Raw genomic sequence first — 12,694 nt, 5'->3', positions numbered from 1 at the left:
ATCATTTGCGGGACCGCCTTCTCACCAGCAAAAAGATGCCTTGGGCAGGCGCCAATATCATAAGAGGAATTACCCGGTCCTTCAATTAACCGCTAGGCAATTGTTATTCGATACTTGTTCGTACTTGATTTCAGCCGCGCGATCCGTCATGCGATTGGTCAAGAAAAATTACCACAAGGGGTGGGATAGATGCCCAACATCGTTGAAATCGCCGATCTGAAGCGGCTTGCCCAGCGCCGCGTCCCCAAGATGTTCTTTGATTACGCGGATTCTGGCGCCTGGACCGAGTCGACCTATCGCGCCAACGAAGACGACTTCAAGAAGATCAAATTGCGTCAGCGCGTCCTCGTCGACATGACGAACCGTTCGCTGGCAACGACGATGATCGGTGAGAAAGTATCCATGCCGGTGGCGCTCGCTCCAACCGGCCTGACGGGCATGCAGCACGCCGATGGCGAAATGCTGGCAGCACAGGCAGCCGAAGCGTTTGGTGTTCCGTTCACCCTCTCGACCATGAGCATCTGCTCCATCGAAGATGTTGCTTCAGTCACAAAGAAGCCGTTCTGGTTCCAGCTCTACGTGATGAAGGACCGCGACTTCGTGAAGAATCTGATCGACCGTGCAAAAGCTGCCGGCTGCTCAGCGTTGGTGCTGACGCTCGATCTCCAGATCCTCGGCCAGCGTCACAAGGATATCCGCAACGGCCTTTCTGCCCCACCGAAATTCACGCCGAAACATATCTGGCAAATGGCGACCCGTCCCGGTTGGTGCCTCGGCATGATGGGCACGCAGCGCCGCACCTTCCGCAACATTGCCGGCCATGCAAAGAACGTCACCGATCTTTCCTCACTCTCCTCCTGGACGGCGGAACAGTTCGACCCGCAACTCAATTGGAACGACGTTGCCTGGATCAAGGAACAATGGGGCGGCAAGCTCATCCTCAAAGGCATTCTCGATGTCGAGGACGCGAAGATGGCGGCCAAGTCGGGTGCCGACGCGATCATTGTGTCGAACCATGGCGGGCGTCAGCTGGATGGCGCACCGTCCTCCATTTCCATGCTGGAGCCGATCGTTGACGCTGTCGGCGACAAGATCGAAGTTCATGTCGATGGCGGAATCCGTTCCGGCCAGGATGTGCTCAAAGCGCGCGCACTGGGCGCGCAGGGCGTCTATATCGGTCGCCCCTTCCTCTATGGCCTCGGCGCAATGGGTAAGGACGGTGTAACACTGGCACTCGAAATCATCCGCAAGGAGCTGGATGTCACGATGGCGCTTTGTGGCAAGCGCGATATCAACGATATTGACACGTCTATTATCCATTCCAGAAACTTTTGACGACATTCGGAGCCGACTGCGTGTCGGCTCCTTTACTTTAGCAATTACTTGAATAGTATCGCGTTATACGCGAGCGGCGATAGACATTGCACTGCAAGGTTACTTAAAAATAACCAAGTGTTAAACATATCTCTTTACCATATCCGGCAAGACGGCTCATGGACCGTTTTTCTTTTCGGATTTGGAGTGGGAACCGATGAAGTGCACTTCCGCCATTGCCATCGTAGCTATCAGTCTGATGGCGGGAACAGGAGCGGCATTTGCCGCCGACATAATTGCAGACCCTGTCATCGAACCCATGCCGGAACCGGTCAATTCCTCCGGCTGGTATATTCGTGGCGACCTCGGCTATAATTTCAAGTCCAGCACGGATGGCGACTGGAGCTTCTGGAACCAATACGATCCACCCTATCGCGGCATAGACGACACGCTGCGCTATGATGATTTCAACCTCAAGGCAGGCGCAACTTATGGCGTGGGTGTCGGTTACCGTTTCACCGATATGTTCCGCGCCGACGCGACACTGGATTTCTTCCGCGCAGGCATTAACGGCCGTACCGCCTGTCCGAGCTATATCAAGTCGTCGAAGGGGTTCAATCCGGTCGAAGACAATTGCAACTATGAAGACTCCTCGACGGCCAATATCTGGACGGCCATGGCCAATGCCTATGTCGATCTGCCGCGTGTGGGACCTGTCACGCCCTATCTCGGTGCCGGTCTTGGTGCTGCCTATGTCAAATATGACGACTGGAAATCCCATGAGGTCTGCGCTGGCTGCACCTATTCCAGCGAAAAGGGCGGGCTGGACAGCTGGCGTTTTGCAATGGCTCTTATGGCCGGCGTCAGCTACGATCTGACCGAGCAACTCAAGCTGGATGTGGGTTATCGTTATATGCGTATCAATGGCGGCAAGGCCTATGGTTTCGACGCGGCTGACCGCAGCACCAACCCTTACGGCAATGCCGAAGGACCGGGTGCCACCGGAACGCAGGCCAAGGACAACGGCTTCAACATGCACACGATCCGTGCCGGTCTTCGCTACGAATTCCGTTAAACACAGCGATCATTCGAATAGAAAGCCCGACATCAGCCGGGCTTTCTTCATTTTAGCTGCGTGATGTCGGTGCTTTCGACAACAGCACCGTGCGGATGGCGAAACTGGAATGAATGCGCGCAACACCAGGCAATCGCGACAGGATTTCCTTGTGAATGATCTCATAAGCTGCAGCATTTTCAGCCTCGACGCGCAGAATATAATCCGCATCACCTGTCATGAGATAGCATTCCTGCACCTCAGGGTGCCGCCGTACGGCCTCCTCGAAACGGTTCAGAAACTCCTCGGTCTGTCGGTCAAGTGTAATGCGAACGATGGCAACCAGCCTCTCATCGCCATCGGAAGAGCCGACGATGGCCGTGTAGCCCCGGATAACACCGCTTTCTTCCAGTATCTGCACCCTCCGCAGACAGGCGGACTGCGAAAGCCCTACTTCGCTGGCAAGATGGCTGTTGGTCATGCGCCCATCACGGCGCAGACAGCGGATGATATTGCGGTCGATATTGTCAAGCGTTGGCATGAATAATCTTCAACCTAAAAGCTAAAATATGCGCAAGATGTGCGAAAATTCGCATAATATGCGATAAATAGCAAAAACATTCGAATAGTCTTCGACTACTATACAGACAAGCTTTGGGAGTGAGGAGTCGCAAGGTTTCTCAACCAAGGCTTATATGCTTTGGGTGGCAGACGAACCTTATCGACAATGACCTTCCAGGCGTACTCTTAGTGTTGTGAGCAGTTTGGAAAGAACCGTGTAAATGGTTGATATGTCGATGCAATTTTCACAGGATGAGCGCGATCTTGCTGCCGGTGGCGTGTTGACCATCGACCTATCGGCCCTGCGTCACAATTATTCGGCCATTGCCCGTCATATAGCGCCCACCCGCGCCGCCGCCGTCGTGAAGGCGGATGCCTACGGGCTTGGCGCCGGTCGCGTCGCGCCAGCATTTTACGATGCCGGGTGCCGTGATTTCTTCGTCGCGCATCTTGGCGAAGCTATTGCACTCAAACCGTTTCTCCAGCCCGACGCAACGCTTTACGTCCTGAATGGTCTTCAGCCGGGAACGGAAGAAGCCTGCGCCCGCGAAGGCATTCTGCCGGTGCTCAACTCGCTGGAACAGATTGAAAACTGGGCCGCACTTGCTGCCAGACAGGGCAAGAAGTTGCCCGCCTTGCTCCAGCTCGATACCGGCATGTCGCGCCTCGGCCTGCCGCCGAAGGAGTTCGAGCGCCTGCTTGAGAACCCCAAGCTTCTGGACAACATCGACATCAAGTTTGTCATCAGCCATCTGGCCAGCGGCGACGAGCCGGAAAATGCGGCAAATGCCCGTCAGCTTGCCAATATGACCGCTTTGCTGGCGCGGCTGCCAAAACTACCCGTTGCCTTTGCCAATTCCGGCGGCGTGTTCCTCGACAAGACCTACCATTTCGACCTCGCCCGCCCCGGTATCGCGCTTTATGGAGTTGGCCCTGAAAGCGAGATCGTTCCTGTCCTCACCCTTTCGGCACGCGTCATTCAGGTGCGCGACGTCGACAAGGGGGCGGCGATTGGCTATGGCGGCACCTATGTCGCCGAAGGCCCGATGCGGGTTGCAACGATAGCCGTCGGCTATGCGGATGGCTGGTTCCGCTCCCTCAGCAATAAGGGCGCGGCCTTCTTCGGCGACACACGTCTGCCGATCATCGGGCGCGTCTCGATGGACTCCATTACACTCGATGTCAGCGCATTGCCGGAAGGCGCGCTGAAACTGGGCAGCCTTGTGGAACTGATCGGCCCGCACCAGCGTCTCGAAGACGTGGCACGCGACTGCGACACCATTCCCTATGAAATCCTGACTGCGCTCGGCAACCGTTATGCACGTGTCTACGTAGAGAGCGGCGCGAGCGACATAAAAGCATAAGACAAGAGGCGAACATGCAGATCATCATCCTCGGCAGCGGCGTCATCGGCGTTACGACCGCCTACTACCTTGCCAAACTCGGTCACGAGGTAACGGTTGTCGACCGTGAAGAAGGCCCGGCACTGGAAACAAGCTTCGCCAATGCAGGTCAGGTTTCGCCGGGCTATGCATCGCCGTGGGCTGCGCCTGGCATTCCGTTCAAGGCAGCAAAATGGCTGTTCCAGAAGCACGCGCCGCTCATCCTGCGTCCGACCTGCGACCCGGCTCAGTATAGCTGGCTTCTGCAGATGCTCGCCAACTGCACCGACAGCCGCTACAAGGTCAACAAGACCCGCATGGTGCGCGTTGCCGAATATGCGCGCGATTGCCTGATCGACCTGCGCAAGGAAACCGGTATCGAATACGACCAGCGCATGCAGGGCACGCTGCAGCTTTTCCGCGAACAGTACCAGCTCGACAGCATCGGCAAGGACATTGAAGTGCTGCGCCAGGATGGCGTGCCGTTCGAGGTGCTCGACCGCGACGGCTGCGTGAACGTGGAACCGGCGCTTGCCCATGCCAAGGACAAGTTCGTCGGCGGCCTGCGCCTGCCGAACGACGAAACCGGCGACTGCTTCAAGTTCACCAATGCGCTGGCAAAGATCGCCGAAGGGCTCGGCGTGAAATTCCGCTTCGGCGTCAATATCAAGGCGCTTCTGATGTCCGGCGGGAAGGTTTCGGGCGTCGAGACTTCGGAAGGCGTTCTGACCGCCGACCGCTATGTGGTTGCGCTTGGCAGCTACACGCCCGCACTCGTCAAATCGCTCGGCCTCAACGCGCCGATCTATCCGGTGAAAGGTTATTCCATTACCGCGCCGATCGTCGATGAAAGCCGCGCACCGGTATCAACCGTTCTCGATGAAAGCTACAAGATCGCCATCACCCGTCTTGGCGACCGCATCCGCGTCGGCGGCATGGCGGAAGTGTCGGGCTTCACCAAGGACCTGCCTGCCGCGCGGCGTGCGACGCTTGATCTGTCGGTGACCGACCTATTCCCCGGCGGCGACCTCAAGGCGGCGACCTTCTGGTCGGGTCTGCGCCCGATGACGCCGGATTCCACACCGATCATCGGCGCAACACGCTATGACAACGTGTTCATTAATGCCGGTCATGGAACGCTCGGCTGGACCATGTCGTGCGGTTCCGGCAAATTGCTCGCCGACCTTATTTCCGGCAACAAGCCGGATATCCGGGCCGACGATCTCGGTATTTCCCGCTACAACTAAAAAATGCCTGTGCGCCGTCAAAAACTTGGCGGCGTACAGGCGCTCACGATTTCGCATGGCACCGGCCCGACGCAACGGAAACGGTGCGGCAGCTTGCTGGAAAAATAATAGGCGTCGCCCGGCCCCAGAATGCGCCGCTCGGCTCCGACCGTCACTTCGATGCGGCCCGAAATGACGATGCCGCCCTCCTCGCCCTCATGCATCAGCAGCACTTTTCCCGTGTCGGATCCCGGTTCATATCGCTCCTTCAGCATCTGTAGCGAGCGCGAAAACAGGTGATCCCCCACCTGCCGATAAGAAATCGATCCTTTGCCGATTTCCACCAGCTCCTCGGCCTGATAGAATACCTTGTGCGGCGCATCCGGTTCGAGCGCGAAAAACTCTGCCATGCCGATGGGAATCCCGTCGAGAATGCGCTTCAATGCGCCGACGGATGGATTGGACTGATTGGCTTCGATGAGCGATACGGTGGAGTTGGTCACACCTGCCCTCTTGGCAAGCTCGCGCTGCGACAGATTCTGCCGCATACGCACATAACGAAGCCTCCCGCCAATATCGATGCTCATCGAACCTTCCCCTCATGTTTATGATGTTCGATATAGCACAAACTTGATAATCGCCCTACATAAAAACAATAGCTTAATACCTTGAAGAAAAGGACTTGTTGCCTGTCGTAAAGCGTGGCCTGCTGACTGCAAATAGGAGGTAACCATGCTCACCAAAACCAATACGCCAAGCCTTGAGAACTTCTGGATGCCGTTCACCGCGAACCGGCAGTTCAAGGCAGCACCCCGCCTGCTCTCAAGTGCCTCGGGCATGTACTATACCGACACCGACGGCAATCAGGTTCTGGATGGCACGGCTGGTCTTTGGTGCTGCAATGCCGGCCATGGCCGCAAGCGCATCACCGAAGCGGTCGAGCGCCAGATCTCGACTATGGATTTCGCGCCGACCTTCCAGATGGGCCACAATGTTGCCTTCGACTTTGCCGAAAAGCTCGCCGCCATCGCGCCGGGCGGACCGGATGCAAAGCTCGACCGCGTGTTCTTCACCAATTCCGGTTCGGAATCGGTCGATACGGCGCTGAAAATCGCCATCGCCTATCAGCGTGCGATCGGCCAGGGCACCCGCACCATGGTTCTGGGCCGCGAAAAGGGCTATCACGGCGTCGGTTTCGGCGGCATTTCCGTCGGCGGCCTCGTCAATAATCGCCGCGTCTTCCCGCAAATTCCAGCCGACCATCTGCGCCATACGCTCGATATCGAGAAGAACGCCTTCTCCAAGGGCCTGCCTGCAAACGGCATCGAGCTTGCCGACGATCTGGAACGTCTCGTCCAGCTGCATGGCGCTGAAAAGATCGCTGCCGTCATCGTCGAACCCATGTCCGGTTCGGCTGGCGTCATCCTGCCTCCGAAGGGCTATCTGGAGCGCCTTCGCGCCACGGCAAACAAGCACGGTATCCTCCTGATCTTCGACGAAGTCATCACCGGTTTTGGCCGTCTCGGCACGCCGTTTGCCGTTGATTATTTCGGCGTTGTGCCTGACCTTGTGACGACCGCCAAGGGCCTGACCAACGGCGCCATCCCAATGGGCGCAGTCTTTGCCGCCCGCAAGGTCTATGATGGGCTGATGACCGGTCCGGAAAACGCTATCGAGCTGTTCCATGGCTACACCTATTCCGGCCATCCGGTTGCTGCTGCCGCCGGTCTTGCAACACTGGAAGTCTATGCCGAAGAAGGCCTGCTGACACGCGGTGCAGAGCTTGCCAATCACTGGCAGGAAGCGCTTCATTCGCTGAAAGGCGCGCCGAATGTCATCGACATTCGTAACCTCGGCTTGGTTGGTGCTATCGAACTCTCGTCGCGCAAGGATGCACCGGGCGCCCGCGCCTATGACGTCTTCGTGGATTGCTTCAAGAAGGGTCTGCTCATTCGCGTAACCGGCGATGTGATCGCGCTTTCGCCGCCGTTGATCGTGGAAAAGGAGCAGATCGACACGATCGTGTCCGTCCTCGGCGACGCCATCAAACGCGCAGCCTGACCAGCACCCACGTCACGCTGCCTTTTAGCCGCCGCCGTTCCCCTGCGGCGGCTTTTTTCTTTCTGGCCTGCTTACCCCTGCGACGGCGTAAAATTCGCCACCAGCGCATGGCTGTCGCCAGGATAGGTGAAACGCACATGCGTCACCGGCTGGTCGGCATTCCAGGTCTGGCGTTCGATCACCAGACAGGGCGAGCCCAGCGGAATACCGAGCATCCGCGCATTCTCCTGCGTGGCGGCAATCGCCCGTATCGAATGTTTTGCGCTGCTCCACGGCACGCAGGAAACCAGCCACGGCCCCGGCGAATTTTCGGCAAAGTCCGTCTGCGCCGCTGCCGGAACCGCAGCCAGACTGATGATGCGCTCTTCCAGCGCAAAGACGCGCTTGCCCGCATAGTGACGGCAGACGAGTTCAACGAGCGGCGTATGGCGCGGCATGTCGATATGTCTCGCATCGGCAGGCCCGCTCAATCGCTCGCGCCTGCTCATCAGCTCGAAGCGATAGGCAACGCCAAGCGCTGCCACTTCATCGCGAATATCGTGGATTTCGAGGATCGCCGCCTGCGATTGCGGAAAGGAAACAAAACTGCCTGATCGCCGCTTACGCTCGATCAGGCCCGCTTTGGCAAGCTGTGTCAGCGCTTTGTTCACGGTCATGCGCGAACAGCCATATTGCTCCGTCAGCTCGTGTTCGAACGGAATACGGTGCCCAGGCAGCCATTCCCCCGACAGGATGCGCGTTTCAATATCGTCCAGAATACGCTGATGCAGTGAGAGCACCGGGCCGTCTTTTGTCACTGAGCCGTCACCCGCCATGCTATGTCCCCTTTGCTTCCCGCTCTCGCTGGAAATGCTTCAGGCGAGCAACTCGCCAATCGTTTTCTGAAAAGCACGCTCGGCCTGATCGCGCAAGCGATGACGTCCACCCTCCACCTGTTTCACGCCTCGTACCCACACATCCTTGACCCGTGCGCGACCGGCAAAAATCCAGCCGTCCAGCAAGGCATTACCTTTGGCATGCGGCAAACGCTCGGTATCCAGCGCGACAAAATCCGCCGAAGCGCCGAGCTTCAACCCGTCATTGGCACACCCCATGGCGATGTTGCCGCCCGCAACCGCGCCCTCGAACAGGGCGCACCCCGTCGATCCCGCATTCTCGGCCAGCACATTGCGGGCGCGATGGTGAAGGCGCTGCGAATATTCAAGCTGGCGCAATTCATCGCCAATGCCGATCAGCACATTCGAATCCGACCCGATGCCGAACTTGCCGCCTGCTTCCGCAAACACGGTTGCGTTGAAAGTGCCGTCGCCGAGATTGGCTTCCGTCACCGGGCAAAGACCGGCAATCGCGCCAGCCTCGGCCATGCGCCGTGTTTCATCATCGGTCATGTGAGTCGCGTGAATAAGGCACCAGCGCGACGACAAATCCTGATGATCGAGCAGCCATTCCACCGGGCGCTTGCCAGACCAGGCGAGGCAGTCTTCGACCTCCTTTACCTGCTCGGCCACATGGATATGCACCGGCGTCTCAGGCAGAAGCTTCGTCACCAGATTGAGTTCATCCGGCGTTACGGCGCGCAGGCTGTGCGGCGCGACGCCTAAAACCGCGCCGTCGAAGCCGGCCAGCGCTCGGCTGCAGCCTTCGATCAGCCGCGCAAACCGGTCCAGATCGTTGATGAAACGGCGCTGGCCTTCATTGGGCGCGCTGCCGCCGAAACCCGAATGCGCATAGAAAACCGGAAGCAGCGTCAGCCCGATACCCGCCGCCTTTGCAGCAGCGATAATGCGGTCGGCCATTTCTGAGAGATTGGCATAAGGCGTGCCGTCGCGATCATGGTGCAGATAATGAAACTCGCCGACGCGGGTAAATCCGGCCTCCAGCATGTCGACATACAGCCGCAAGGCTACGGCTTCCGCCTGTTCGGGCGACATGGTGAGCGCGAATTTGTACATGATCTCGCGCCAGCTCCAGAACGAATCGGCAGACGGCCCGCGCTTTTCAGCAAGCCCCGCCATCCCGTACTGGAACGCATGGCTGTGCAGGTTTGGTATGCCAGCAACAATCGCCGCGTGGCGCTCATCCCCTGCTTCTGCTGCTTTATCCATCTCCAGCGAAGAGATCTCTCCACGAGCGATGCCAATGCGGACATTTTCGGCCCAGCCGTCATCGAGGAGCACTTGGTCGGCATGAATAAAACGCAGTTCGGGCGTGGCGACTGACATGAAAATTAACTCCTCGAATGTTCCCGCGCATTTTTCTCTTGGCTGCGCCGCTGATATGTATATACATTATCAAAAAACAGGGGAAGCGAGAAAACGCTCATGCTCAAGAATTCAAGCATCGTTTTTATCAATGCGCGCGTTGCAACGCTGAACGAAGACGCGGACGGTCTCGGTCTCATCGAGAACGCAGCACTTGCGGTCAAGGACGGCTTGATCGCCTATGTCGGTCCACTATCGGCTCTGCCCGACGACTATGCGACCTTTGACAAAATCGATTGCGAAAACCGGCTGATCACGCCGGGGCTCGTCGATTGCCACACCCATCTAGTCCATGCGGGCAATCGCGCGCATGAGTTCGAGCTGCGGCTCAACGGCGCGTCCTATGAGGAAGTCGCCCGCGCCGGCGGCGGCATTGTTTCCTCGGTGAAAAACCTGCGCGCGGCGAGCGAAGACGATCTGGTGCGTGAAACACTGCCGCGTCTCGATGCACTGATTGCCGAAGGCGTCACCACCGTCGAGGTCAAGTCCGGCTACGGCCTCGACCGCGACAGCGAAATCAAATCACTGAAGGCCGCCCGTCGGCTTGGCGAAGAACGCGATGTGGCGATCCGCACCACCTTCCTCGGCGCGCACGCTTTGCCCCCCGAAATGAATGGCGACAAGGCTGCCTATATCGACCGCGTCATCAACGACATGCTTCCGGCCATCGCCGAACAGGGGCTGGCCGATGCAGTGGACGGTTTTTGCGAAAGCATCGCCTTTCTGCCGGATGAAATCGCCCGCGTCTTCGATGCCGCCAAAGCGCATGATATTCCGGTCAAGCTTCATGCCGACCAGTTGTCCAACCTGCATGGCGCAGCGCTCGCCGCCTCCTATGACGCCCTTTCTGCCGATCATCTCGAATATACCGATGCGGACGGTGCTGCCGCCATGGCCAAGGCCGGAACGGTCGCCGTGCTGCTTCCCGGCGCTTACTACTTCATCCGCGAAACGCAGAAGCCGCCGGTCGAGGCCTTCCGCACCGCTGGCACGAAGATGGCGCTTGCGACCGACAACAATCCGGGCACATCGCCGCTGACCTCGCTGCTGCTCACCATGAATATGGGCGCAACACTGTTCCGCATGACGGTGGATGAATGCATTGCAGGCGTCACGCGCGAGGCCGCACGCGCCTTGGGCATTCTCGACCAGACCGGCACGCTCGAAGTCGGCAAGGATGCCGATCTCGCCATCTGGGACGTCGAGCGCCCCGCCGAACTCGTCTACCGTATCGGCTTCAACCCGCTGTGGAAGCGGGTTTTCAAAGGCCGCGTCTAACCATCCGCAACGGAGCCTTTCATGACCATCATTCTCAAGCCCGGTTCTGTCCCGCTTGAAACGCTGGAAACCATCTATCGCGATGCGGTTCCGGTCCGCATCGACCCCGCATTTCATGCCGCTGTCGAAAAGGCGGCGGCGCGCATTGCCGAAATCGCAGCCGGTGACGAACCGGTTTACGGCATCAATACCGGCTTCGGCAAACTCGCCTCGATCCGCATTGCTGCGGGCGATGTCGCCACGCTTCAGCGCAACCTGATCCTGTCGCATTGCTGCGGCGTCGGCGATGCGCTTTCGGAAAACATCGTGCGCCTCATCATGGCGCTGAAGCTGATTTCGCTCGGTCGCGGCGCCTCCGGTGTGCGGCTTGAAGTCATTACGCTTCTCGAAGACATGCTGGCAAAAGGCGTGATCCCGATGATCCCGGAAAAGGGCTCCGTCGGCGCGTCGGGCGACCTCGCGCCGCTGGCCCATATGACGGCGGCCATGATCGGCGAAGGCGAAGCCTTCTATCAGGGCGAGTGCCTCTCCGGCGCGAAGGCGCTGGAAAAGGCCGGGCTGAAGCCGGTCGTGCTTGCCGCCAAGGAAGGGCTGGCGCTGATCAACGGCACGCAGACATCGACGGCGCTTGCGCTGGCGGGTCTGTTCCGCGCTCATCGCGCAGCACAGACGGCACTGATCACCGGCGCATTGTCCACCGATGCGGCTATGGGATCGGATGCGCCGTTCCATGAGGAAATCCATACGCTGCGCGGCCATAAGGGGCAGATCGATGCCGGTCGGGCATTGCGCGCCCTGCTCGAAGGCTCGGTCATTCGCCAGAGCCATCTCGAAGGCGACCAGCGCGTGCAGGATCCCTATTGCATCCGCTGCCAGCCGCAGGTCGATGGCGCTTGCCTCGACGTTCTGCGACAGGCCGCCCGCACATTGGAAATCGAAGCCAATGCGGTTACCGACAATCCGCTCGTCCTCTCGGACGGACGCGCCGTTTCGGGCGGCAATTTCCACGCCGAACCGGTCGCCTTCGCCGCCGACCAGATTGCGCTTGCCATCTGCGAGATCGGCGCCATCGCCCAACGCCGCATCGCGCTGCTGGTCGATCCGGCTCTGTCGTTTGGCCTTCCGGCCTTCCTCGCCCGCAAGCCGGGCCTCAATTCCGGCCTGATGATCGCGGAAGTCACTTCCGCCGCGCTGATGAGCGAAAACAAGCAGATGGCGCATCCGGCTTCCGTCGATTCCACGCCGACCTCGGCCAATCAGGAAGACCATGTGTCCATGGCCTGCCACGGCGCGCGCCGCCTGTTGCAGATGACCGCCAATCTCAATGCCATCATCGGCATCGAGGCGCTGACCGGCGCGCTCGGCGTGGAACTGCGCGAACCGCTGACCACCAGCCCGGAACTTGCCAAGGTGATTGCCGCCTTGCGCGCCAATATCCCGACGCTGGAAGAAGACCGCTACATGGCCGACGACCTTAAGAATGCCGCCGAACTGGTGGCTGATGGCGCACTTTCAGGCGTCATATCGGCGGGCATCCTGCCCCCTCTGGAGTCATGA

Annotated in this window: 11 protein-coding genes; 7 read left to right on the top strand and 4 right to left on the bottom strand. The window is 59.0% G+C overall.

The window, feature by feature from the left end:
• Positions 1-189: 189 nt before the first annotated feature.
• Positions 190-1,335, top strand: a complete 1,146-nt coding sequence (locus tag JNC70_RS14130) for an alpha-hydroxy acid oxidase (protein WP_104754266.1) — start codon at positions 190-192, stop codon at positions 1,333-1,335.
• Positions 1,336-1,531: 196 nt separating this feature from the next.
• Positions 1,532-2,389 carry an outer membrane protein gene (locus tag JNC70_RS14125; RefSeq protein WP_104754267.1) on the top strand — a complete coding sequence of 286 codons (858 nt, stop codon included), beginning with the start codon at positions 1,532-1,534 and terminating at the stop codon, positions 2,387-2,389.
• A 52-nt stretch (positions 2,390-2,441) separates the two neighbouring features.
• On the opposite strand, the gene JNC70_RS14120 is transcribed toward JNC70_RS14125, so the two are convergent.
• The gene (locus tag JNC70_RS14120; protein WP_104754268.1) at positions 2,442-2,909 is read right to left on the bottom strand and encodes an Lrp/AsnC family transcriptional regulator; all 468 of its coding nucleotides are present in this window, start codon (positions 2,907-2,909) and stop codon (positions 2,442-2,444) included.
• A gap of 241 nt (positions 2,910-3,150) precedes the next feature.
• On the opposite strand from JNC70_RS14120, the gene alr reads away from it, so the two are divergent.
• The gene (alr, locus tag JNC70_RS14115; RefSeq protein ID WP_104754269.1) at positions 3,151-4,293 is read left to right on the top strand and encodes an alanine racemase; all 1,143 of its coding nucleotides are present in this window, start codon (positions 3,151-3,153) and stop codon (positions 4,291-4,293) included.
• Positions 4,294-4,307: 14 nt separating this feature from the next.
• Positions 4,308-5,558 (top strand): D-amino acid dehydrogenase, encoded by a 1,251-nt coding sequence (locus tag JNC70_RS14110; RefSeq protein ID WP_104754270.1) that lies wholly within the window; start codon positions 4,308-4,310, stop codon positions 5,556-5,558.
• A gap of 17 nt (positions 5,559-5,575) precedes the next feature.
• Here JNC70_RS14110 and JNC70_RS14105 read toward each other — a convergent pair whose 3' ends face one another.
• Entirely contained in the window at positions 5,576-6,124 is a 549-nt protein-coding gene (locus JNC70_RS14105; RefSeq protein WP_104754271.1) for a cupin domain-containing protein, read from the bottom strand.
• 145 nt (positions 6,125-6,269) lie between these two features.
• Here JNC70_RS14105 and aptA point away from each other — a divergent pair, with 145 nt between their 5' ends.
• On the top strand, positions 6,270-7,598 hold the full coding sequence (gene aptA, locus JNC70_RS14100; protein ID WP_104754272.1) for an omega-aminotransferase AptA: 1,329 nt from the start codon (positions 6,270-6,272) through the stop codon (positions 7,596-7,598).
• Between the two features lie 71 nt (positions 7,599-7,669).
• Here the strand turns inward: aptA and hutC are convergent, their stop codons facing one another.
• Both hutC and JNC70_RS14090 read right to left on the bottom strand, forming a co-directional pair.
• The gene (hutC, locus tag JNC70_RS14095) at positions 7,670-8,413 is read right to left on the bottom strand and encodes a histidine utilization transcriptional repressor HutC (RefSeq protein WP_104754273.1); all 744 of its coding nucleotides are present in this window, start codon (positions 8,411-8,413) and stop codon (positions 7,670-7,672) included.
• A gap of 39 nt (positions 8,414-8,452) precedes the next feature.
• Positions 8,453-9,820: a formimidoylglutamate deiminase gene (locus JNC70_RS14090; protein ID WP_104754274.1), complete on the bottom strand. Its 1,368-nt coding sequence runs from the start codon at positions 9,818-9,820 to the stop codon at positions 8,453-8,455.
• Positions 9,821-9,919: 99 nt separating this feature from the next.
• Between JNC70_RS14090 and hutI the strand changes: the two genes are divergently transcribed.
• Positions 9,920-11,137 (top strand): imidazolonepropionase, encoded by a 1,218-nt coding sequence (gene hutI / locus JNC70_RS14085; protein ID WP_104754275.1) that lies wholly within the window; start codon positions 9,920-9,922, stop codon positions 11,135-11,137.
• A 21-nt stretch (positions 11,138-11,158) separates the two neighbouring features.
• Positions 11,159-12,694, top strand: coding sequence for a histidine ammonia-lyase (gene hutH, locus JNC70_RS14080; RefSeq protein ID WP_104754276.1), 1,536 nt, complete (start codon positions 11,159-11,161; stop codon positions 12,692-12,694).

Source organism: Brucella oryzae (genome assembly GCF_041929965.1).
Taxonomy (GTDB): Bacteria; Pseudomonadota; Alphaproteobacteria; order Rhizobiales; family Rhizobiaceae; genus Brucella; species Brucella oryzae.
Note: the sequence above shows the minus strand (reverse complement) of the source record. Positions and strands in the feature narration are given on the sequence as shown.